At 44.0% G+C, this 23711-nt stretch carries 22 protein-coding genes; 12 read left to right on the top strand and 10 right to left on the bottom strand.

The window, feature by feature from the left end:
• Nucleotides 1-49: 49 nt before the first annotated feature.
• The 4 genes from purE (at nucleotide 50) to C7H79_RS04405 (ending at nucleotide 3670) form a co-directional block, all read left to right on the top strand.
• Nucleotides 50-538: a 5-(carboxyamino)imidazole ribonucleotide mutase gene (gene purE / locus C7H79_RS04420; protein WP_106706090.1), complete on the top strand. Its 489-nt coding sequence runs from the start codon at nucleotides 50-52 to the stop codon at nucleotides 536-538.
• The gene (locus C7H79_RS04415) at nucleotides 538-1671 is read left to right on the top strand and encodes a 5-(carboxyamino)imidazole ribonucleotide synthase (RefSeq protein WP_106706089.1); all 1134 of its coding nucleotides are present in this window, start codon (nucleotides 538-540) and stop codon (nucleotides 1669-1671) included. The genes purE and C7H79_RS04415 overlap by 1 nt, the downstream gene beginning before the upstream one ends.
• Before the next feature lie 11 nt (nucleotides 1672-1682).
• The gene (locus tag C7H79_RS04410) at nucleotides 1683-2573 is read left to right on the top strand and encodes a phosphoribosylaminoimidazolesuccinocarboxamide synthase (protein ID WP_106706088.1); all 891 of its coding nucleotides are present in this window, start codon (nucleotides 1683-1685) and stop codon (nucleotides 2571-2573) included.
• Between the two features lie 134 nt (nucleotides 2574-2707).
• Complete coding sequence (locus C7H79_RS04405) at nucleotides 2708-3670, top strand: FRG domain-containing protein (protein ID WP_172592354.1); 963 nt, start codon at nucleotides 2708-2710, stop codon at nucleotides 3668-3670.
• Nucleotides 3671-3989: 319 nt separating this feature from the next.
• Here C7H79_RS04405 and C7H79_RS04400 read toward each other — a convergent pair whose 3' ends face one another.
• Entirely contained in the window at nucleotides 3990-4448 is a 459-nt protein-coding gene (locus tag C7H79_RS04400) for a lysozyme inhibitor LprI family protein (protein ID WP_172592353.1), read from the bottom strand.
• Between the two features lie 4 nt (nucleotides 4449-4452).
• Nucleotides 4453-4965 (bottom strand): lysozyme, encoded by a 513-nt coding sequence (locus C7H79_RS04395; protein ID WP_106706085.1) that lies wholly within the window; start codon nucleotides 4963-4965, stop codon nucleotides 4453-4455.
• A gap of 957 nt (nucleotides 4966-5922) precedes the next feature.
• Between C7H79_RS04395 and C7H79_RS04390 the strand changes: the two genes are divergently transcribed.
• The 5 genes from C7H79_RS04390 to C7H79_RS04370 all read left to right on the top strand — a co-directional run bounded on the left by C7H79_RS04390 (nucleotide 5923) and on the right by C7H79_RS04370 (nucleotide 8822).
• Entirely contained in the window at nucleotides 5923-6144 is a 222-nt protein-coding gene (locus C7H79_RS04390; RefSeq protein ID WP_106706084.1) for a hypothetical protein, read from the top strand.
• Nucleotides 6145-6242: 98 nt separating this feature from the next.
• On the top strand, nucleotides 6243-7094 hold the full coding sequence (locus tag C7H79_RS04385) for a carotenoid biosynthesis protein (RefSeq protein WP_106706083.1): 852 nt from the start codon (nucleotides 6243-6245) through the stop codon (nucleotides 7092-7094).
• Nucleotides 7095-7250: 156 nt separating this feature from the next.
• Complete coding sequence (locus C7H79_RS04380) at nucleotides 7251-7763, top strand: DUF1993 domain-containing protein (protein WP_106706082.1); 513 nt, start codon at nucleotides 7251-7253, stop codon at nucleotides 7761-7763.
• A gap of 138 nt (nucleotides 7764-7901) precedes the next feature.
• The gene (locus tag C7H79_RS04375) at nucleotides 7902-8294 is read left to right on the top strand and encodes a DUF3617 domain-containing protein (protein ID WP_106706081.1); all 393 of its coding nucleotides are present in this window, start codon (nucleotides 7902-7904) and stop codon (nucleotides 8292-8294) included.
• Nucleotides 8295-8459: 165 nt separating this feature from the next.
• Nucleotides 8460-8822 (top strand): hypothetical protein, encoded by a 363-nt coding sequence (locus C7H79_RS04370; protein ID WP_106706080.1) that lies wholly within the window; start codon nucleotides 8460-8462, stop codon nucleotides 8820-8822.
• 129 nt (nucleotides 8823-8951) lie between these two features.
• Here the strand turns inward: C7H79_RS04370 and C7H79_RS04365 are convergent, their stop codons facing one another.
• Nucleotides 8952-9641 (bottom strand): VIT1/CCC1 transporter family protein, encoded by a 690-nt coding sequence (locus C7H79_RS04365; protein ID WP_106706079.1) that lies wholly within the window; start codon nucleotides 9639-9641, stop codon nucleotides 8952-8954.
• A gap of 469 nt (nucleotides 9642-10110) precedes the next feature.
• Here C7H79_RS04365 and C7H79_RS04360 point away from each other — a divergent pair, with 469 nt between their 5' ends.
• Nucleotides 10111-10839 (top strand): hypothetical protein, encoded by a 729-nt coding sequence (locus tag C7H79_RS04360; protein ID WP_106706078.1) that lies wholly within the window; start codon nucleotides 10111-10113, stop codon nucleotides 10837-10839.
• A gap of 545 nt (nucleotides 10840-11384) precedes the next feature.
• The gene (locus tag C7H79_RS04355; RefSeq protein WP_106706077.1) at nucleotides 11385-13049 is read left to right on the top strand and encodes a diguanylate cyclase; all 1665 of its coding nucleotides are present in this window, start codon (nucleotides 11385-11387) and stop codon (nucleotides 13047-13049) included.
• A 42-nt stretch (nucleotides 13050-13091) separates the two neighbouring features.
• Here C7H79_RS04355 and C7H79_RS04350 read toward each other — a convergent pair whose 3' ends face one another.
• The 6 genes from C7H79_RS04350 to C7H79_RS04325 all read right to left on the bottom strand — a co-directional run bounded on the left by C7H79_RS04350 (nucleotide 13092) and on the right by C7H79_RS04325 (nucleotide 20042).
• Nucleotides 13092-14087: an alpha-L-glutamate ligase-like protein gene (locus C7H79_RS04350; protein WP_106706076.1), complete on the bottom strand. Its 996-nt coding sequence runs from the start codon at nucleotides 14085-14087 to the stop codon at nucleotides 13092-13094.
• Nucleotides 14068-15618, bottom strand: a complete 1551-nt coding sequence (locus C7H79_RS04345) for an inactive transglutaminase family protein (RefSeq protein ID WP_106706075.1) — start codon at nucleotides 15616-15618, stop codon at nucleotides 14068-14070. The genes C7H79_RS04350 and C7H79_RS04345 overlap by 20 nt, the downstream gene beginning before the upstream one ends.
• The gene (locus C7H79_RS04340) at nucleotides 15618-16322 is read right to left on the bottom strand and encodes an ATP-dependent zinc protease family protein (RefSeq protein ID WP_242447145.1); all 705 of its coding nucleotides are present in this window, start codon (nucleotides 16320-16322) and stop codon (nucleotides 15618-15620) included. The genes C7H79_RS04345 and C7H79_RS04340 overlap by 1 nt, the downstream gene beginning before the upstream one ends.
• Before the next feature lie 190 nt (nucleotides 16323-16512).
• A complete protein-coding gene (locus tag C7H79_RS04335) occupies nucleotides 16513-16875 on the bottom strand; it encodes a hypothetical protein (RefSeq protein ID WP_242447144.1) in 363 nt (120 codons plus the stop codon).
• A gap of 113 nt (nucleotides 16876-16988) precedes the next feature.
• Complete coding sequence (gene lpdA / locus C7H79_RS04330; protein ID WP_106706072.1) at nucleotides 16989-18755, bottom strand: dihydrolipoyl dehydrogenase; 1767 nt, start codon at nucleotides 18753-18755, stop codon at nucleotides 16989-16991.
• 21 nt (nucleotides 18756-18776) lie between these two features.
• On the bottom strand, nucleotides 18777-20042 hold the full coding sequence (locus C7H79_RS04325) for a glutamate-5-semialdehyde dehydrogenase (RefSeq protein ID WP_106706071.1): 1266 nt from the start codon (nucleotides 20040-20042) through the stop codon (nucleotides 18777-18779).
• A gap of 253 nt (nucleotides 20043-20295) precedes the next feature.
• On the opposite strand from C7H79_RS04325, the gene C7H79_RS04320 reads away from it, so the two are divergent.
• Nucleotides 20296-21156, top strand: coding sequence for an HDOD domain-containing protein (locus tag C7H79_RS04320; protein WP_106706070.1), 861 nt, complete (start codon nucleotides 20296-20298; stop codon nucleotides 21154-21156).
• A gap of 203 nt (nucleotides 21157-21359) precedes the next feature.
• On the opposite strand, the gene C7H79_RS04315 is transcribed toward C7H79_RS04320, so the two are convergent.
• Nucleotides 21360-23321 carry a multicopper oxidase family protein gene (locus C7H79_RS04315; protein ID WP_197714593.1) on the bottom strand — a complete coding sequence of 654 codons (1962 nt, stop codon included), beginning with the start codon at nucleotides 23319-23321 and terminating at the stop codon, nucleotides 21360-21362.
• Nucleotides 23322-23711 lie beyond the last annotated feature (390 nt).

Below are 23711 nucleotides of genomic sequence, written 5' to 3'. Positions count from 1 at the left end.
AACGTGTTACTAAATAATTATTCTCAAACTTAAAATCGATTGAAGTTATATGATTAAACCATTTGTTAGCATTGTGATGGGCAGTAAAAGTGATTGGAGTGTAATGCAGCATGCGGTAGCGATCCTGAGTGAATTCAATATTGCTCATGAAGCGAAAGTGGTTTCAGCGCATCGTACGCCGGATTTAATGTTTCAATTTGCCTCTGAAGCCAAAGCGCGCGGTATTCGGTGCATTATCGCCGGAGCGGGGGGGGCGGCGCACCTACCGGGCATGATTGCGGCAAAAACCACTTTGCCGGTCCTTGGCGTTCCGGTGAACTCCAAACATTTGCAAGGCTTGGATTCGTTGCTTTCGATTGTGCAGATGCCCAGAGGAATTCCTGTCGCCACGTTTGCCATCGGCGAGGCTGGCGCGGCCAATGCCGGACTTTTCGCGGTTGAATTACTGGCAGTTTATGACAATGAACTGAGCGAACAGTTAAAACAATATCGGCAGAAACAGGCCGAATCTGTTCTGACTTCTGAGTTGCCGAAATAATGCGCATCATGCCTGGCGCTATGCTCGGAGTCCTGGGTGGCGGGCAGCTTGGACGTATGTTTGTTCATGCGGCGCAACAGATGGGGTACCGGGTGACAGTGCTTGATCCAGCGATCGACAGTCCTGCCGGACAAGTTGCGGATGATTTTGTTTGCGCGGAATTTGCCGATCATACGGCGCTGGAAAAACTTGGCAACCAATGTGCTGCGATTACTACCGAATTTGAAAACATCCCTGCCGAGTCGCTGCAGAAACTCGCTGAGTCCTGCATCGTCAAGCCGGATGTATACAGTGTCGCGATTGCACAGAATCGCGTGCTGGAAAAACAATTTTTGTTAGACCACGGTTTCTCGGTCGGGCCGTTTTCCGTGATTGTGCAGCAACAAGATTTGATTGCCCTGGATGTTGCGCAATTTCTTCCCGGTATTCTGAAAATAAGCCAGTTTGGATACGATGGCAAAGGCCAGATCCCGGTTGCTAACACTGACGAATTGATAGTTGCTTACGATCAGCTCAATCAAGCTGTATGCGTGCTGGAAAAATTCATGCCGATAAAAAAAGAATTATCGGTCGTCGTGGCGCGTGGCAGCGACGGGGAATTGCAGACCTTTCCAGTCTCCGAGAATCAGCATGTCAACGGTATTCTCGATATCAGTATTGTGCCGGCCAGAGTAACGATGGAACTCGCACAGAAAACGCAAGATATTGCTTGTCAAGTGGTTAGGAAGCTGAATTATCAGGGCGTGTTGTGTGTTGAGTTTTTTGTGTTGCAGGATGATACGCTGCTGATCAATGAAATCGCACCGCGGCCGCATAACAGCGGGCATTATTCCATCAATGCCTGCGTCACATCGCAATTTGAACAGCAAGTACGAACATTATGCGCCCTTCCGCTCGGAGCCACTACGCAACACAGTGTTGCAGTGATGGTCAATCTATTGGGCGATTTATGGCACAATGGAAAACCTGACTGGCATCGAGTCTTGCAACATCCATCGGCTAAACTGCATTTATATGGCAAAAACGCAGCACGTATTGGTCGTAAAATGGGGCATTACACCGTTCTAAGCACGAATATTGACAATGCGTTGCGAGAAGCCATTCGCATTAAAAAACAACTTGAACATCCTTGAATCCGGAGCCTATGACGCAATCATCATCATTATTTGAAACCAGCATCAAAAGCCTGCCTTTCTTACATCGCGGCAAAGTCAGGGATATTTACGCCGTTGGTGACGATAAGCTGCTGATCGTGCAAACAGATCGCTTGTCCGCTTTCGATGTAATTCTGCCCACGGCCGTACCCGGTAAAGGCAACGTCCTGACCACGCTATCCAATTTCTGGTTTCAGAAACTAGCGCATATCCTACCTAATCACTTGACCGGCATGGCACCGGAATCAGTCGTTGCTGAAAATGAGCGCGAACAAGTGCGCGATCGCGCATTTGTCATCTGGCGCTTGAAACCCTTGCCGATCGAAGCCATTGTGCGCGGCTATGTGATTGGCTCAGGCTGGAAAGATTACCAGCAAACCGGTGCGATTTGCGGCATTCAACTACCCGTCGGATTGAAACTGGCTGAGAAACTGCCCGGTGGCGCGATTTTTACGCCATCAACCAAAGCTGCAGCCGGTGCGCATGATGAAAACATTGCATTAACACAAGTGGAGCAGCAATTAGGCAAAATCCTGACCACTCAAGTCAGCGAAAAAGCCATCCAGCTTTACACCGCAGCGGCCGATTACGCGCTACAACGCGGCATCATCATAGCCGACACCAAGTTTGAGTTTGGATTGGATGAAACCGGTGAGCTGTATCTGATCGACGAAGTATTGACACCCGATTCATCGCGCTTCTGGCCTGCCGATCAATATAAGGCAGGGCAGAATCCCCCCAGTTTCGATAAGCAATTCGTGCGCGACTGGCTGGAAACTCAGGATTGGAATAAAAAGGCGCCCGCACCGGAATTGCCTGATGAAATTTTGCAACAGACGATGGACAAGTATCGGGAGGCTTTAAGGTTGTTGACGGAATGAATTTCTTTGGGCTTTTGTCATTTTGTGCCGAGCGAGAATATCTGAAAGTTAATAACTAAAAGATTGCTTATTTGCTCACCAGATAGAAGGGGAGATCAAAAGTTAAGGATATAACAGAGAGCATTGAACACGTTGTGTCGGTTGCAAAAGCTGCTGATTTGCTGCAATTGTTAAGGCCGACTGGAGCTCTTTGGGGCGATAGACCAAAAGATTGGATTTTTCGTGGACAGTCTGATTGTTCCCGTTTGCTCATTCCATTGGCGTATCGCGACGAAGCTTGGTTACCATTTCAGGTTGCTGGTTATCCACTTCATCAACCAACGCACACCTATCCAGAGCAGATCGATCGACAAGAGCGCGAGGAGCTATCGTTGTTAAGACGTTTCGTTTATGCTTGTGATGCGGCAGGGCTAGCGATTCCAGAACATATGCGTGTGCGCGAATTAATTAACTTGGGTACTTCTAATTCGGAAATATTTTTTGCAGATCCAGCGATACAGACGCTTATGGCGCTTGCTCAACATCATGGGATTCCAACGCGTTTACTAGATTTTACTCGCAATAGCCTACATGCTGCATATTTTGCCGCAAGTAGCTCAGCAACGAAGTTTTCCATTGGAAAAAACGGTAAGCTTGGTGTCTGGGCAGTATCGCTGGCATTTCTTGTATATGCTAGTTCGCTTTCATCGCATATATCCACTGATCCAATAAATCTTCGGATTGTAACCGCTCCATCTGCGACAAATGCGAATCTACGTGCGCAGCTAGGACTTTTTCTCCTATGGTGGCACAACTCTAAAGGCATGCGGACGCTAGACTTTAAATCCTCTCTTGAGGAACTAAAGCGCTTGGTCGCATCACACTTATCAAAGCAACCTTGGGTTGGCCATGCGTTTATTAAATTTGAATTACCATGGTCGGAAAGCGCTACTCTTTGTAGAATTTTGGCAGACGAAAATATAAACGGTGCTCGAATGTTTACCGGTTATGACGGCGTTGTAAGATCGTTAAAGGAGCAAGCCGTTTGGGATCGCTATCTCGGCCCACTTGGTAGTAGTCGCGATGGCTTCTTTTTTAAGCATAAAAGATTAGAATAAACAGAATTCGACATTACACGCTCGCATTAATTGCTGTGATTCGCTAGCTCATAACCACTAGGGCTGATCCTGCTTGTGTGTTACATACCTGCGACTAACCCGTCACCCAATCGGTTCTCGAGCCCGCAAGGGAATAGGGTCGCGAGTTGAGAATATTGTCGATGAATCGCATATACTTTTGTTTTGTAATTTATATTCTCAATTCTGTATCCGACCCTTTGTTTGATCCTGGCTGTTGGATGCAGTGATGGTAAATAGGTGATTGAACTTTTTCAGGTAAATCAAGTTAAAGAAAAGAAGCAATTGCTGTTCTTCTTGATCAATAATTCTGTAAATACTGTAACAATATCATAGTCCGGTCTTTGATAAGCTTGGTGCGATAACCTCCCCGGGAAATGACCGCAGAACTGCCAAATTTTTGCGCCGTCCAGTTGCGGGCAATAAAATCAAATTCCTTGTCGCGATAGCTTAGCCACTTGAGTTGCGAGTTTCTCAAAACAAGCTGTACATCTTCATTTAGATGTACCATCAATTGGTTATAGGCAGTATTGAGTTCCTTATCCAGAAATTTTTCGTAAGCTGCGTATGCGGTTAGATAACTTTGTGTGGTGTGTGTTGTCTGTTGGATTTCTCGTTCATACACTTCTGCGTGCTTTAGAAAATCACTCACGTAATCTGGCGCATCCGGGTTGTCTATCGCATGAGTGAATAAGCTATAGCACAGAAATACAACGATCAGAACAAAATTATAAAGGTTTCGTCGTATTATTTTTTTCATACTGTCACCAATGCGCGTAAACATTTTTGGAATATATATTCCATTCTGCATTGCGCCGATTTACTAATCCCTGCATCACCTTACCTTGTGACTTGTTCCATGCTTTCCATGCGGCTTCCAGATTTGGATAATTTGTTTGTGTTGATAGATCGTTTACAAGTTTTAGAACCGAAGAGTTTGCAAAATTAGCTAAGCCAATATTGAAAGCCAGTATTACGAGCGCGTCAAATTGATTTTGCGAAATAGTTGCTGTTACTTTGGTATTTACACCAGATACGAAAGGTGCCAGATCTTGCAAAAACAATGCCTTTGCTTGTTCCTTGGTAATGCCATTTTTATAATTGTCACCGCATCGATTCCACTCGTCCTGATTGATTAAATGGCCATAACCGATGGTTGCGCCTTTAACCCAATTAGAAATCGCATCACCGTTCTGGTCGTCATAGGGCGTTCCCCTGAACGACTCGATAGACAAGAGCAGCTCTATTCCCTTGTCACTCATTTGATTGTTCAGCATAAACTCCCTCTCGTGTTTTGGTTTTTAGTCTAGCAGCTTAATAGACCGAACTATTGGCATTGTTTCATTGATAGAGTGGTATCTGTTTTAATTGATGGCTTCTGTAGTATCTATCACTTAGTTTTTTGGTGCAATGCGTTATACCGTCGCGGATGCGAATCAATCAACTGAAGTAGAAAATTGAAGTTTGGTCTTCAGTAAAAATAAACGATGATTTATTTCTCAGCGTGTTGAAATGATGCACTGATAGTAATTGAAAAGAATTTCGATTGTATTACGTTAAAAATAATCGCGCCAATAAAAAAAATGGAATAATTTATGGCCTATTGCAAAGGCTTGAGCCTATTTTTTATGAGTAGATAGTGGAAAATTATATTTTATCCCTCATCTGCATCCGTTGATTGGAGATGGGAATGAAACCCCAGTGCGCAGAGAGAGGGCTTAGGGAGTCACGCACTGGGGATTCAGATCCAGCCATCCGGCTAGGCGGAATGAGACGCCCTGGCTGGTGCGGTCGACTCATAAAAAAGAGATGTATGAGCACTGCAAAACATTTTAGAGTATTTGGAGTTTTTTTCTGTACGCCTGCTAACATATAGCTTGCAGCCCACGTATTCTCTGATACTTCAGGATGCAGTCTTAATAATCGCAGTAAACCATGTAGACCTGTTAAGGAAATTCTGGGTATCACCGCGCAACATCGTAATACTTAGTTCTTGATTGACAATTTCAGGGTTCTGCTGACGCACTAGCAACTGAGGTGTCAGATTTTTCTCCTCAACGGGTGACAATGATGATTACGGCTTCCCAGTTCCAGTAGTTGAATCATCGATTTTAACGGCGCTATCAATTCCACTCGGCGACGTCATGATTCAGGTTTTTTAATGGAGCGAATAGAATCCGTACTTCTATAATCTTAAACAGTGAGTTACTCATCGGGCATGTTGAAGTTGAGCAATGAAAGTGATTGCAGACGAAATTGGATTGCATTACGCTACCGCAGCGGTACTGTTTGAAAAAAATGGTGAAGAACACATAGTGTCACAAGTCTTGCCTTGTTTCTTGTTCATCAAATGCCACCCTGCTGGATATGGATATTCGATAGCCAGAGCATCCAATCTTCGTTCAAGCTGCAATCGCTTTGCGGATCGGTTTAACCAAGAAGTTGGAATTATATGATAAGAATTCCGACATCTTACTGTTGCAAAATTCGTGAGGCTTGACGATTCATCCCCGGTTGCGGGACTCACACCAGTTCATCAACCTAGGAGTTGCTTATGCTTGATATCGCTATTGACACCATAGTCATGCGCCCTTATGTATTTACCTTTTTTGCGGCATTTCTGCTGGCTTGTGTACCGCATGTGGGTTGGCGCAAGACTCTGATATTTACAGTCGTGGGTTACCTGATTGCCTTTGCATCGGAGAAGCTTTCCATTACCACCGGGTTTCCCTACGGTTGGTATTATTATATCGACGATACCAGTCATCAGGAACTGTGGGTTTGGGGAGTGCCTTTTTTTGATTCGCTTTCGTATGTTTTTCTGACTTATTGCAGCTATACGATGGCGCTGCTTATTCTGTCGCCTCTGGCAACAAAAGACACGGATCTGATTACGTTGGAAACTCGCGCTATCAGGCAATCGTGGGCTGTATTGGTGCTGGCTGCTTTTCTACAAACATTCTTGGATATCATCATTGATCCGGTGGCATTGCAAGGCAATCGCTGGTTTCTCGGCCAAATATACGGATACTATGAAGCGGGGTTGCATTTTGGTGTGCCGATTTCAAACTACGTCGGGTGGCTGCTGACCAGTTTCTTGTTGGTGGCGGCTTTTCAACGGATTGATCGCAGGCGCGAGGAAGAAGCGCCGTATGGGATATTTGCCATGCCTTTCCGTTCTTTACTGGGACCGGCCCTCTATTTGTCGGTGTTGATTTTCAATTGGATGGTTACACTGTGGATAGGCGAGTATCTGATTGCGCTGACCGGCATATTGATATTCACACTACCGATTGTCATGGTAACCATTCAGGTGTTGTTACGAGTTAATCGCTATCGTGATGAGGAATTACAGAGCCATTTAAAGGATTATCCTTGGTCGCCTATGAACAGGCCTGAGAATTAAAAAGATGGCGTAAATTTCCTGTAATATAGAATCAATAGCCTGGGCAGACGGCTTTAGTGAGATATTTCAAGGGCTGCCATCCTAAGACATGCTTATTCATGAGATACTTGGTTTCAATATTCAATAATAATTTAATTGATTTACCGGAAAAATTTTATGACCACTTCATATATGTATAAAACATCCATACCTGTTTTTAAACAGCTTCTGAACAGTTTAAGCGTTATTTTGGGCAAAGCCGAAACCTACGCAGCCGAGAAAAAAATTGAACCGACAGTGTTGCTGAATGCTCGGCTGTATCCTGATATGTTTCCCTTGCTCCGTCAGGTGCAAGTCGCCGCCGATTTTGCCAAGAGCGTATCAGCACGGTTGGCTGGAGTTGAAGTGCCGGCTTATGAGGACAATGAGCAAACCTTCGCCGACTTACAGGTGCGTATCAGCAAGACACTGACGTTTATCGAAAGCTTGACGCCAGCGCAATTCGAAAGTAGCGAAACGCGTGAAATTGTGTTGCGCCCGGGTACGCCGAAAGAGAAAAAATTGATTGGCTACAACTACTTGATCAATTATGGTTTGCCGCATTTTTTCTTTCATGTGACTACTGCCTATGCAATTTTGCGACACAATGGATTGGAAGTTGGCAAAGGCGATTTTATGGGTAGCTTTTAGATTCTGTTGCCAGTCACAACTAGTGCCTCTGATGGTGCGTTTATTCTCATTCTATAGCAGGCAGCGATTTAAATTTGTCGAACTTCTTATTCTCGATTATTTGTAAGGGGGGATGAGTTGAATCATTTTATTAGATTCATGGTGTTGAATGTTATGTTTTTTCTCGCTTTCAGTACACATGCCGAAAAAATTCGGAACGGTCGGTGGGAAGTGACAACGCAAACAATGATTCCGGGTGTTCAAGCTCAAGTGCCAGCGCATAAGGACATAGTTTGCGTGAATGATAAGCATAAGGATAAACCTCCTATTGCTGTTCATGAGTCATGTCAATTTTATAACTATACAATCACCAAAAATACTGCGACTTGGCAAATGAAATGTGACAGTGATCTGATGATGGCAGGCGCAGGAAGAATTGTTTTTAGTGCAGATAAATACACAGGTTCCGCCATCATTAAAATGAGAATGCCTCAATCAGATCCAATGGAAATAGATCATACTTACACGGGTAGGCGAATTGGTGATTGCTAGAAATCTGTCGGGTTCAAGATCAGAACATTGCGCCAATGGGAATTAAAGCAGTTCATTTTTTCCGATTATTTGTTGCATAGCCTTGCTATGTGTTTCAACATTGTCTAAATATGCCTTCACTCTTCCACGAATTCGCTATTGAGTCTGTTTAACTGACGAATATGTATGAAAAATGTTAACTCGAATTACGCTGCTGAATTGATTCTTGAGCTTCTCAAAGAAAAGCCATGGCTAAATTCTCCCGGAGTGATGACCAAAGATGATTTTCATGCGCAAGATGAGGCCATTTTGTTTTTGCAGCAGATGGCGATTCATGGCGCAAACAGCTTTGGCGATACCAGCCAATCCGCACAGCGGATAGTCAGCGGTTTTCTGTTGGACTTTATGAGCAAGCTTATGCATTCCGAACACCCTTTAAACAGAAAGAGCTGGCTGGTAGATGACTCAAAGTTGATGCCAGAGCAGGCATTGCAGATCATCTCCGCCGAAATCGTCGGGAATCATCTCCAGCCACAAAGTGTGCATTGATAGTCCGGTTTGAAGATGGTTAACAGGCCGTATTTAGAGCTGCAGTTTATCCCTTAAGCAATATTCCAAGACCTTGCTTTGATAAGAGATTCCATGTAGGTCTGTTAAATAAGGGCTGGTTCCGAGTGATCATACAGCCACACCAAATAATCTACCGACTGTCGCAGTCAGGCCCATTGCAAGTGCACCCCAAAATGTAACTCTGAGCGCGCCAATAACTATTGACGCGCCACCAGCACGTGCAGCAAGACCGCCCAAGGTTGCCAGAAATAAGAGTGAAGATACCGCAACTGCCGGTATAAGCTGAGTACCCGGAATATTCCATGCAACCAATAATGGTAAGCCAGCGCCAATGGTGAATGTCACCGCCGAGAATAAAGCGGCCTGAATGGGGCGAGCTTTGGCGTTCGCAGCTAAGCCTAACTCATCTCTTGCATGCGCTCCCAGTGCATCATATGCCATTAGCTGCTGTGCTACTTGCTGGGCCAGATTTGAGTCCAATCCTCTTTTTTCATAAATATTGGCAAGCTCTTTTAGTTCAAATTCAAAGTCATTTTTTAATGAATCCTTTTCGATTTCAAGATCTGCTTTTTCTGTGTCGGATTGAGAGCTTACCGATACGTACTCGCCGGCAGCCATGGACATGGCGCCTGCAACCAAACCAGCGGAACCAGCAATAAGGATATCCGCATGCAGTATTTGAGCCGATGCCACCCCAATAATAAGACTTGCTGTTGAAACGATGCCATCATTGGCGCCGAGCACAGAAGCACGTAACCATCCGATGCGATGTGATCGATGTATCTTATGGCGACTCATAATATTCTCCGAGATATATTTTTGAGGGTGAATCTCAAAAAGCATTTTAATCTTTATTGTCGGATTTTTGCTCTATTCTGATTTTTAGAACGCGCAACGTAACAGTAATTGCTCACTCTCAGATAGCTAAAACTGTTCCGCGCCCATTAAATCTTTGTGCTAGCGCAGCATCGTTCAAACTCAGGATTCTCAACGTCGTCAGATTTTCCATGATGAATTGAAGTTATGCATACTGTTTTTTATATATACTCACATGCCGGATCTGGCTAAAAGATGTGATCACCCGGACAATAATCACATTGCATGTTTTTCATTCAGTTATTGTTTGCCTGTAACCGTGTAAATTAGCATCAGCAGGAATAGACCTGTATCAATTGACTAAATCGAGAAGCATATTGGAAACTCTTTTAAAGGTATATAGGATTTGTGCATTGGATACACTCATTACAAAAATAAAGGCGTAAGAGTTATGACTAAGTCACTTAGGTATTTCGGCATCAATGTGATGTTTTTATTATTTTTGCTGACTTATATCCCTCAATGGGTTGCTGCCGGACCTCTACTGCTAAGTACGGAGGGTTACGCCTCGGGTCAATTAAGTAAGGTAAGCCGTGACACGAATGTAACCAGGGCTTATGTTGGGGAAGTATCACTTGGACATGAGAGTATGACCTTTATCAGTCTTGGAAATCAACCACCTAACCTTGTTTCCAATCCATGGGAGTTTTGTTTTGAAAAAGATCGCTACGAAGAGCTTGAGAATCTTATCGGAAATGACATCGTATTAGAATTTAAAACACCTAAAAAAAATTCCTTGCTTTCTTGCTCAGCTGTGAATGAATTGGTGAATGTTTATCCAGTGATTCAAAATCAACCATTGGAACAAAAACATCTGATTGGCAGCATTTATACTATGGATAGGGAAATTTCCCAAGGGGTTGAATTCGGAAGAATAACGAATTTGATTAAAAACAAGAGTACAAATAGAAGTTATTTTATGACAATACAGGTCGGTACAGGTGGGAGCAAATTTCGCCATTTCTTCATAGATGACCATGATTTGTATGATTTTGCAGTCACAGTTTTAAAAAGCGCTGTACTCGTGAAAGTACACTATAGCGATCGGCTTGCTTATTTCACTAATTTTTATGGATTCGGATCAAGATCGGTTGTTTCAGAAATTGAAGTTGTTGATTAGCTTTTAAATAAAACAATTGTTTTGAAGATAATGTGGAACTGAATGGACGATTCTATCACTGGACAAAAAGTGTTAGAGTTAATGTGAAGTAAGGGCTCGCATAACAAAAGTCAGGCACTGAAAAGCGCTGGAGCGCTGATTCTGATCAGTTGTGAAATCAGATAATCCCATGTGCTAAGGTAATATTCATTCGCAAAAACATAAACCTGAGTGACTTATATGCTTCGAGCACTACATCTGAACGAATCTTTAAACAGATAATAAATAATAAGCAGCTCTGAACCAACGTCAAAGGCTGCAATTTTATTTTATTGAGTTGGCATTCTTATATATGATGTCGAACTCAAGTTTGAAATGAATCAATTTAGTAATTGATTTTTATATGTTAGATTTAAAGATTAAATTTTAGTTTTAACAATATACTGATTGGGTCAAAAAATGAATTTAGTTTAATCATACATGCTTAGACAACAATCGACAGAGTCGGGAAAATCCTTTCAATACAAGTGATAGCTGAATTCTAATCTCATTAGGTAGACAAAACTATGAACACGACAGAACACAGAGAATTCCGTGAAAGAATGCGTTTGTTATTAGCATTATTTGCACATGAACTTCCAGACAGAATGGATGAAATTGAGGCTCTCTGGAATAAATTGCAAATTGAATGGGATGTTAAAGTGCTGCAAGATCTGCATCGTTCAGTGCATAATTTAGTCAGCAATGGTAAGACATTTGGTTATCCCGAACTCAGTATAGAGGCACGTGCACTGGAACAGGTTCTCAAGAGCCTGATGCAGAAAGATACTTCAGCCGATGCTTTGCAAGCAACCAGGATTCTTCAACAGATACAGGAGCTCAAAAGAATTTCTGTCGAGAAAGAATCGATTCTGACAACCGACAGCATTTTAAAAGCTACCGATGAGCATGTGTTTCTTCCAGACATTCCTGCATCCAACCTGATATTTGTGGTTGAAGACGATTTTGAAGCCGCGCAAGAGCTTGCCTTGCAGTTACGCTACTATGGTTATGAAGTAGAAGTTTTTAATCATCTCGATAAATTTCGTATCGCTGTGGAGCAAAGGCCGCATGCGATTATTCTGATGGATATTGAGTTTCCTGAGGATGAAATGGGTGGAATTCAAATCATGGAACAAATTCAGAAAGGGCTGACTCAGCCGGTTCGAGTGATTTTTATTTCTGCGCATGACGATATGTCATATCGACTGGGTGCAGTACGCGCCGGTAGTGTCGCATATTTTACAAAGCCTATTAACTCCAATGAGTTGATTGATCAGTTGGATTTGATCACAGCATCGCAAATTCAGGATCCGTTTCGTATATTGATTGTGGATGATAGTCCAACGCTGCTTGCTTATCATGCGGCCATATTAGAACAAGCAGAAATGCATGTAAAAACGGTATCCGAGCCAATGCAGTTATTCGAGAATTTGAATGATTTTAATCCGGATATTATTCTGATGGATTTGTATTTGCCGGGATGCAATGGGGTTGAATTGGCAAAAGTCATCCGACAGATAGACGGTTTTCTGAGCACCCCGATTGTCTATCTTTCTTCCGAGAATGATTTCAATACACAACCGGAGGCTATGAGTTTGAGCGGTGATGATTTTCTGGTTAAGCCCATCGATCCAGCATATTTAATCTCGGCAGTAACAACGCGTGTAACGCGGGCACGTTTCTTACGTTCTTTGATGATTCATGATGGATTGACCGGTTTACTTAACCATACAGCCATCAAAGAAGAGCTTGCACGTGAAGTAATACGCTCCAGTCGATTGAATTCTTCACTGTCATTTGCCATGTTGGATATTGATTTCTTCAAGAAAATCAATGATACCTACGGGCATGCGGCAGGAGACCGCGTTATCAAAAGCTTAGCGCGATTACTCAAGCAACGCTTGCGAGAAACGGACATTGTAGGACGATATGGAGGCGAAGAATTTGCAATTATTATGAATGATACTGATGCCGATTCGTCAGCGAAGGTTATTGACGAGATACGTAACGTTTTCTCGCGATTATTGCATTTGAGTCACGATGAGGAATTCACAGTGAATTTTAGCTGTGGTATCGCAGATCTTGCGCATTTCCCCGATGCTGCAAGTTTGAGTGAAGCGGCTGATGCTGCACTTTATCAAGCTAAGCAAAGAGGACGGAACAAAGTAATTGTCAATAATAACGATTAACACATGCAAGTCGACAAGCGATTCTGCAAGATTGTTTCCAAGTCACGAATCATCACAGCGTGTACGTAGTTGTCGAGATGATTGAGTATTAGTGTCGATAGCGAACTGATTCTTGCTGAAAGCAACACGCGATTGTGGATCGGTGTCTATAGTTTTAAGTGCTTCGATTGCGGCAACCCGTGGTGCTAAACCGGTGAAGTTAGCAACTTGAATGGCAAGTCCGGGGCGTGCGTTAAGTTCTATGATCATGGGACCTTGATCTCTGTCCAATACCAGGTCAGCACCTAAATAGCCCAGGCCGGTCATCTCATAACAAGCAGCGGAAAGCTGTAGTAGTTTATTCCAATGTGGAACAGTTAATTCTGAGAAGGTTTTTCTTGTGTCAGGATGATGCAAAACAGTTTTACCGTACTGCACCGCATGCAACGCACGACCTGTTGCAATATCGATTCCTACGCCCACTGCACCTTGATGCAAGTTGGCTTTGCCATCCGAAGCGTGAGTCGTCAACCGTAACATTGCCATGATAGGATAACCTTGAAATACGATAATACGGATATCCGGAATGCCTTCGTAACTATAGTTCGAAAAAATCGGATCCAATTGTATTAATGATTCAATCATGACTGTATCGGGTTTGCCGCCCAGACTATGCAATCCGCTTAGAATATTTGATACATGTCTTTCAATATCCGCCAACTGGATGGAATCACCACTGGGCTTGAAGTAAAGGTTATGATCATGCTTAGTGATGACCAGAATGCCCTTGCCGCCACTTCCTTTGACGGGTTTGATTACAAACTGATCGTGTGGGCGAAGTATTTCCTTTAATAATTTGACATCATGCTGATATTGAACTGTGCCGAGTAGTTTTGGTACGGTAACACCAGCTTCCTGTGCTAACAGTTTGGTCTTGAGCTTGTCGTCAACAAGCGGGTATAAATGGCGCGGATTATAGCGAGAGATCAAACCAAAGTTTCTTTGGTTCATCCCGATGATGCCCAGGCTTCTGAGTTTTCTAGCGCTCGCCAGAAGCATTGCGTCTTTCCAAGGAATGAAAACGATACAACTCGGTTAAACGGTAACCGGTATATTGTCCCAGAACCAGGATGAGAGCCAGATTAACCAGCATCAATTCTGGGAAATTAAAAGAAAGGTATTCAACGGTCCGGTTGGTCATGAATAAATAGGCAATCACCGCCGTCAACAGACTACCGCCTCCCTGGATAAATACCTCTCGAGGGCCATCTTCTTCCCACAGCACCGACATGCGTTCTATGGTCCATGACAAAATAATCATCGGAAAGAATGTGACCGTCATAGCCTGATCGAGTCCGAGCTTGTTACTGATAATGCTAATACTCGCGATAATCGCGATCACTACAATGATCACAGCCGAAATACGAGCAACAAACAAAAGATTCAGACGCGACAAGTACGATCGGATCAATAATCCTATCCCGACGACCGATAAAAAAATGATAATGCCGGTCAGCAAAGTTGTCTGTATCAATGCTAATGCAATCAGAATAGGCATAAAGGTGCCGGAAGTTCGGATACCTATCAGCAAACGCATGATAACGACTATTAAAGCACCAATCGGTAATAATAAAATCATTTTGAACGCATTTTGCTGCTCAATGGGCAGGCTGTATATGGAAAAATCTACCAAGCCAGCTTGTTTGTTCATGCCATCGCTTACTACCAGATTGCGGGTCGAATGCATATTTTTAATAATGGAGAAGGATGCTTGCGAATTCTTACCGCCAACCACATCAAGCAAAGATTGATCGCCACGCTGCCAGATCAGAAAATTCTCCGGCTTACCATGCACTCCAGAATTCTGGTTAAACAGGAGCCATTGCCCGCCAATATATACTTCTATGAAGTTGATCAGCGATTGTCTGCGCCGGCCATCTTCAAGGTATAGTCCGCGGACAATGCGTGCGCTGATCCCTTCCATCGCCAACAGGTTGATAATCAGATGCGTCTTATAATCTTCACTGGATTTCTCATTGAGTAACAAGCTCTGATTCTGACTGGGTGCTTTGGAATTCAATGTAGTAATTAATTCACGAGTAAAAATTTCAGTATTGGCGGATCTGCCGTGCACCTGCTCCAACAAAGTAATTGCTGCTGTTTTGATCACTTCATCAAATTCAGGTTTCTCAGGTTCAGGTGGAAGATCATCCGTTAATTGAACCGGTACAATTTTCTCAGTCTCATATAAACTAAGCCGGTAATAAGCTGTTTGCGGACCAGTCGCGGTTCTTTTGCTCCATTGAGCACGACGTCCAGCGGGCGAAGTAATTTCACTAAAACCATAATCAGGTGAAGCGAAGTCCTCTTTCAAAAAGACAATTTCCGGGGTCTGCGGAGGTAATGCAAAAGACACGACCACCGGCTCGCCTCGCGCGGTAAAATCTATTCTGGCTTCAATAGTCCAGACTGATTTCTTGTCATCTGGCAATAAAGGAAATCCTAAGGCGAAGTGCTTGTATAAAATCAGACCAATTCCAAATCCCATAATCAGGATAACGAGAATATAGAGCCTTAGTTTTGCGTGCATTATTTGATATCACCCGTTATATCGGATTTTTCGGTTTTGGATGTCGCAACATTTTTCTTGCTTACGTCGACAACAGCCAGATCTTGCAATAAGTTGCGTCCGATCAGTATCTGATGCTTGAAACGGCTACGGTCTTCCAGTGTAAAATTGATCTGCTCATCAATATCGGCGAGAACTACACGTATTCTGACTACCGGACGTCGATGTGATTCCCTGCCGCCGCGTCCCTTGATGCGCACATGACGGCGAAGGCGTCGGGTCAATTCCAGTTTTTCTCCAGTCTGCGGATGGATTAAATTGAAATTTACGAAAGGCTTCCCATCTCTTTCAAATTCAACAATATCGAGCGCATTCAACGAGGAAGTTTGTGCCCCGGTGTCGATTCGTGCGCTAAATTCCATGCCAGGTGGATCAAGAAAAACATTCTCGATACCACCTAATACTGTTTTAGTCTCAGTCATCTCCGATGATTCTTTTTCGGTATTTTCACTAGAATCTGAATCGCATGAACAAGTTTTAGTTGTTGATTCCTGTATTGTCTCGAGATGATTTTCGAAATTTTCCTTTTCTAAGGACTTTTTTTGTTCGACCAGTTCAGCAAACAAGGTAACCAGTTCTGATTCTCTGGCACTAATCATAGCTTCACGTTCCGCTAGTTGATTTTTATCTGTATTGCAGCCTGACAACAAGAATATTGCAAGCATTAACATCAAATAATGACAACAAGTTTTCGCGCAAGGTAGGTGAGTAATTCTCATAACTTTCTTATTTCTAGTCATTTAAACGGAAGCATTGTGGCTGCACGAATAATATCAGTTAATCTAACCGTTTGTCGGATGCAGTTTAAAACATGGCTCTGCAATGTGATGCTCAATCACTATATATAAGTTATTGTTATGGATTGCTTAACTGAATGGATAGCGTTTGATTTTTATAAGTGCAGGCATAACGATGGATTTCCAGACAATGCGATGTAATGGTGAATAGATAAGCACCAGGAGCTTCATTCGTGGTATCGAATTTAAATTCAAAACGACCCTTTTGATCACTAGGATATGATTGATCAGCCACAGGTGCTTCATCAGAATCAGAATGAGTTAACTTGAAATTAAGTAGAACATCGGGAGCGGGTTGCGCATTATATTCCACCCATCCATGCAGAATAATGGTGTCGCCAACGGTATAGTGTGTTTTGGGGTCTACAAGGATAGGCTGTGAAATATGTGTCGCAAACGCATTTGTTACTCCATTTTCCATAAAAAGCAAGAGGATGAATGAAATGAGATAAATTTTTCTAAAGGCCATTATGGTTTATGGAATAATTATGAAGATTGTTTTTTTAACAATAACTTGTAATTTTATTTCTCAGGCTATTTTTTAGGTATAAAAAGATCAGTAATAGTTCCTTCTGCTATTTCAGCAGCAAATAAAGCTGTTTCTGATAGTGTCGGATGCGGATGGATTGTCAAGCTAATATCTTGCATGTCTGCACCCATTTCCAATGCCAGTACGGTTTCTGCAATCAGTTCACCGGCATTAACGCCTGTAATTCCTGCACCCAGAATACGGCGTGTCTTTTTATCCAGAAGTAATTGTGTGAGTCCCTCATCGCGTGCCATCGAGATCGCCCGACCACTGGCTGCCCAAGGGAAGCGGGTTTTTTCGTAATCTATTCCCTGTTGAATGGCTTCTCTCTCGGTCAGACCCATCCAGGCGATTTCGGGATCGGTATACGCTACTGAAGGGATAGTGCGAGCATCAAAGCCTGCTTTATGTCCGGCTATTATTTCGGCCGCCAGTTTTCCCTCATATGTCGCTTTGTGGGCCAGCATCGGCTCGCTCGCTATATCGCCGATCGCAAAGATATGCGGAAGATTGGTACGCATCTGCCGATCCACCGGAATGAAACCGCGCTCGTTGATTTGGATGCCAATTTCCTCGGCACCGATTGCGCGACCGTTCGGACGGCGTCCGACCGCCATTAGAATGCGATCATAGATTTGCGGCTTCGGTGCATTATCACCTTCAAAGGTTACAGTGAGCCCGGCTTTTCCAGTTTCAATCCGGGTTACCTTGGTTTTGAGATAAATCGCTTCGTAGCGCTTCTTAATGCGGCGATACAATGGTTTTACCAGATCTGCATCAGCACCCGGAATCAGTTGATCCATCCATTCCACTACACTGATTTTGCTTCCCAGCGCGTCATAGACTGTCGCCATTTCCAGACCGATAATGCCGCCACCGATAACCAGCATACGTTGAGGTACATCGTTCAGTTCGAGAGCACTGGTAGAATCCATCAAGCGTGGATCGTCATATGGAAAACCAGGAATGCGGGTAACGCTGGATCCAGCCGCAATAATGCAGTTGTCAAATGGCACTGTTTTTGCACCTTCGCTTGTTTCAACATGAATTAGATGTGGCGTAGCAAGTTTTCCAGTGCCGTGGATGATTGCTATCTTGCGTTGCTTAGCCAGCGCTCTCAGGCCCTTGGTCAGCTTGCCGGTGACTGATTCCTTCCAGGTGTTCAGTTTGTTTATATCGACTTGAGGCTTGCCAAATACAATCCCCTGCGCTTGCGCCTCTTCTGCATCAGTTATCACCTTGGCGACATGCAGTAAAGCCTTGGATGGGATGCAGCCAACATTCAGACACACTCCGCCGAGCGTGGGATAGCGTTCGATTAAAACCACTTTTTTCCCAAGATCGGCGGCGCGGAACGCCGCAGTATATCCTCCTGGTCCGGCACCCAGTACCACCACCTCTGCATGGATATCGCCTGGTGACATGGATTGCGCTGATGCTAATGAAGATGTCGGAGCTTCAACCGGTACAACTGGCCCTTCTTGATTGATTTCGAGTGCTTTTTCGGATTTCTTTGTGTCTGTGGGGTGTTCGGTCACTGCCAGAGTGAGGATAAGCGCACCTTCGGATACCTTATCGCCGATCTTGATCTTTATGTCCTTGATTACTCCGGCGTGTGGAGAAGGTACTTCTATCGAAGCCTTGTCAGTTTCCAGCGTAATGAGAGAGGTTTCTTTTTCAACTGAGGCGCCAGGTTCAACCAGCACTTCAATAACCGGAACTTCCTTAAAATCACCGATATCGGGAACTTTTACTTCAACAACTTGCGTCATAATACCCTTTGATTGTTGAGTTTATTGTTTTATCTGGCCGTCACCCAGCACGATAAATTTCTGACTGGTCAATCCTTCCAGACCGACCGGGCCGCGTGCGTGGATTTTGTCTGTAGAAATGCCAATTTCTGCGCCCAGGCCATATTCAAATCCATCTGCAAAACGTGGAGTGGTATTGACCATTACTGAGCTGGAATCGACTTCACGCAGAAAGCGACGCGCACGGGTATAGTTTTCGGTAACAATCGCATCGGTATGCTGCGAGCCATATTTTGCGATATGGTCAATTGCTTGATCCAATCCATCAACAATGCGAATGCTCAGTATCGGTGCCAGGTATTCTTCATACCAATCTTGCTCGGTAGCTGCTTTGATTCGTGGAACAATGCTGCACGCCGTTTCATCGCCTCGTAACTCAACATCTTTATCAAAATAAATTTTACTCAGCACGGGCAATATACTCCGTGCAATATCCGTATGGATCAGCAGCGTTTCCATCGTGTTGCAGGTACCGTAACGTTGGGTTTTTGCGTTATCCGCTATCCGGACCGCTTTATCGAAGTCAGCCTGATCGTCAATGTACACGTGACAAACACCATCTAAATGCTTAATCACCGGTATGCGTGCTTCTTTGGCAATGCGCTCAATTAAGCCTTTGCCGCCACGAGGTACAATCACATCGACAAAATCCTTCATGGTAATCAATTCACCGACTGCGGCGCGATCGATGGTTTCAATCACTTGCACAGCCGTTTCGGGCAGTCCGGCCAGACGCAATCCTTCTTTCACACAGGCGGCAATCGCTTGATTACTGTAAATGGCTTCCGAGCCACCACGCAAAATTGCCGCATTGCCCGCTTTCAAGCACAAACCTGCAGCGTCAGCTGTTACATTCGGACGTGCCTCATAAATAATGCCGATTACACCTAAAGGCACACGCATTCTTCCCACCTGGATACCAGATGGGCGGTAATTTAGCCCACTGATTTCTCCTACTGGATCAGCCAGCGCAGCAATCTGCAACAAACCTTCAGCCATTGTTGCAACGCCTTTGGCCGATAAAGTCAATCGATCAATCATTGAAGCCTCCAGCCCTTTCGCACGTGCGTTTTCAAGATCTTTGGTGTTGGCCGTTAATAATAATGACTCATCACGCCGAATGGCATTGGCCATAGCGGTTAGCGCCTGATTTTTAACCGCAGTATCGGCTTTTGCAACCAGCCGGGAGGCTGTGCGCGCCTCCAGACCAACTAGATGCATATAACTTTTAATATCTATGATGTTCATGAATTAAGTTTTAATCGAAATCTGAATCTGTGAGTAATTTGGAATTATAGTACAAGATAAGGGCTTTATTATAAGCTGCCATAGCAGCCGTCAGTTACAAAACTATATTTTATAATAACGTCGACCCAATTCGCGCGAGAAATGGCTTCTAATAATTGCTTTTTTCATTAATTTATTTTTTACATCTTGGCGTAACCTGCAAATTTATTGACAATAAATCATGCTTTGCCCGGAACGGTAAAGCGAGGTGATTATGGAAAAGAGTGCAATATTAAGTGTGTTGGCAGCCGAGGTGGAACAAGGACGACTGATTTTCTCAACTTCAGCCACTGTGGCGATCAGAATCAAAGAGAAATTAGAAGATCCTGACTGCAGTCTCGATTCCATGGTTCGACTGATTCAAGCCGAACCGCTGCTATCGACAAAAGTAGTCGCAATAGCCAATTCAGTTCTATTTAACCGCTCAGGAAAGAAAATCGCCGACGTGCGCTCAGCAATCACGCTGATTGGTATGCGAACTGTGCGCAATCTGGCAACCGCCGTGGTGGTACAGCAACTGGTAGGAACACAAGTCAAAAACGAACAGGCCGATCAGTTATGGAAACATTCCGCATATATGGCTGCGCTGGCCCAAAGCATAGCACGTCGCGTCACTGGACAGGATCCGGAAACAGCCATGTTCGCTGGAATGATTCATGAAATTGGCTGGTTTTACTTGTTGGCGCGAGAAAAGTATTATCCGGGATTAATTGATGAAAGCATGGCGAGTTCATGGAGCGGTGATGAAGATTTGGATGCCGAACGCGCGCTCGATTGTGAAATTACGATCGGGACTGCCGTCCTAAAAGCTCTTTCAGTTCCAGAGGTTGTATTGGAAAATATTGTTTATCTGTGGCAAGGTCATTTAACATGTCCACCCAGATCGCTTGGCGATACACTGTTAATCGCCAATCAATTGGCTCCCGTCAAATCTCCTTTTGCCTTGCCTTCTAATCAACAAGGTAGCGATGTTGACGTCAGTTGCACTTTGTATACCAATGATGCAACGCTGAGCAATGTTTTGCAGGATTCTGAAGAGGAAGTGCGAGTATTAACCGAAGCTTTATGCGTTTGATTGGGTTTCAGTACGCATCCAGTCTCTGCGTGCCTTACCTATTTGTCTGGCATTTCGCAGTATAGTTGATCTGATTTAACATCTTTCTCCTTGCTTATGCCAACGTATTTACTGAAAGAATATTACGGTTCACTTGGATTCTCAAGGCAAAAAAAGCCGCAGCATAGCTGCGGCTTTCATTTATTCCTTCTTGATCTGAATTTTTATGGCGCTACAGTTTTAATCGGAAGCATCATTTCGTTGTCCTCATGCGAAAGAATATGACAGTGCCACACGAAAAGCCCTGGGAGGTCAAATTTGACTCTAAGGCGGGTAATGCCTGGATTTATATCTCCGTTACCCGGATAGGCAATGACGGTATCCTTAAACCCGGTTTCCCAAGACTCTGGACCTGTGACCTTTCCCATTTGATCGATACGCTCTATAACTTCGAACTGTATTTGATGCAGATGGATAGGATGAGCATCTTCAGTATAGTTGTAAAGTACCCATTCTTCGGTTTGGCCCACGGTAGGTGTATTGCTGATCAGCCCCATCCAGGACTGAGGTATCGGAACGCCGTTTTCCATAGCTCCTAATTCGGCTTTTACCGGACCAAACATACCGGCTCCCGGAGTATTTGCTGGCACAGCGACAAGATTGCCCGCGTTGTTCAATACCGGATCGCCTTCGCTATCAACGGGAACAAAGACCGTTTTGGATACCAGCTCGTTGATTGACAAATGGCGGATAACCGGAGTCCCGGGAATGGGGGTGATCGCAGGCAATAGTAAATTTCTTGGTCGAATACTGTTATCGGAACCGTTACTCGTTACCACACGAAATTGCATTACTTGACCAGTGGTATCAGGATCTGCCAAATCGAAATCTAAGTCTGGCTCTCCGCCCCCAAAAGGTTCATCCGGGCCAATATTCTGCAGAGTTATCTTTGTGCCTGCCGGAATTTTAGTGAAATTGATAATAATATCGAATCGTTCAGCAGGCGCGATCAGCAGCTTATCAAGCTTAACTGGCGCCGCCAAGAAACCACCGTCATTACCAATTACCCAAAACTTATGATTGTTGCTCATCTTCAGGATTAAGAAACGGGAATCTGAAGCATTCAATATACGAAAACGGTAGCGTCGTTTTTCCACCTCGAGATAGGGCCAGGTTTTGCCATTGACTACCATGGTATTGCCAAAGAATTCCGGATTAAAGATAGGCGATACATCGCTCTGCTCACCATCAATTGTCGGCTCAGGAATAAATGGTATTTTCAGCTTACTCTGTTTCAGTCCTTCGAAAAAGGCGCGGTTGTCCGGATAGAACAACGATCCATCCTTGTTAAACGATTTATCCTGGATGATCAGGGGGATCTCGTAGGCTCCTGAGGGAAGACCAGAGGTTAAATCGTCGTTTCCGTCGCGAATCAAGTAGAAACCAGTCGGGCCGGCATACACGTTAGTGCGAGTCATACCCAGAGAGTGGTCATGATACCAGAGAGCAGCAGCCCGTTGGTCGTTAGGGTATTGATAAACGGCGGTGCCTGGCTCCCATGTTTGTCCGTAGGCTGTTTCAGCTTCCCCTTTGAATTGTTCATACTTGGTGCCAAATTTGGCATAGCCAGCTGGAATATTAGTGGCATTCGGCAGAAACCAAGCTTCTGGATAACCATCACTATCCTGGGTTACGTGCGCACCATGAAGGTGCGGCACCATTGGCACGGGTCCAGTGTAGGGCTTAGGATCATCGCCGTGCATATCTGCCATGATTGGATTAGCCCAATGCAGGGTCTGATCAATCGGTAAAAGGTGTCGTAGGTATTTGCCGTTTGGCTTTTTCAGATCATTTATCCACTTGACCCGGACCGGTTTATTTTGGCTTGCTTCAATGGTGTAGGCTGGGTAGCTGAAACTTGTATCATCATTGATCGAGCCATAACCCCAGACGGTGGTATTTAAACCTGGTACCACTTCCTGCTGGAACTGTCTGACTGCGATCTCATAATAATCCCCAGAGAAGTTATTTGGGTTGGTTGATTTCGGCATTGCGGGCAGGATTTTGAGTGGCTTGATATACTTCGGAATCGTTGTTGGATCGAGTGAACCTCCTGGTAATGCTCCATGCACTGAAACCTGCAATCCTACGCACAGGAATGCTGCAACCATTAAGTTACAACACATCTTTTTTGATTGATTTTCCTTCATTTTTACCCCCTCTTGACTTTATGTAAAGACCTTAATCATCATGCCGCATGACTTCCCTACTGCAAGCTGCTAGTCAGATTAATTTTAGAAAGGACCATTGACGATTACTCTCTGTCCAGTAACTGTTGCTATAGTTACTGGTTATAAAGAGGATTGCGTGGAAAAATCTTGAAATTTTGCTGTGCCGTGAACTCGTTCTTTATTATTAAGCTTCATTATCTTCACTGTGATACTCGCACAATATGCATGAAAACAAGAAATTCACCAAAGTCGATTTGTTAATCAGACAAAGAAGTACAGCTCATAACCGCAACGCTCACAGCAACTTTAGAGTTAGCTGCAATTACTCACTATCTTCCATTTAAA

The sequence above is a fragment of the Nitrosomonas supralitoralis genome (genome assembly GCF_003011925.2).
Taxonomy (GTDB): Bacteria; Pseudomonadota; Gammaproteobacteria; order Burkholderiales; family Nitrosomonadaceae; genus Nitrosomonas; species Nitrosomonas supralitoralis.
The sequence above is the reverse complement of the archived record's forward strand: the minus strand, read 5'-3'. Positions and strand labels throughout refer to the sequence as shown.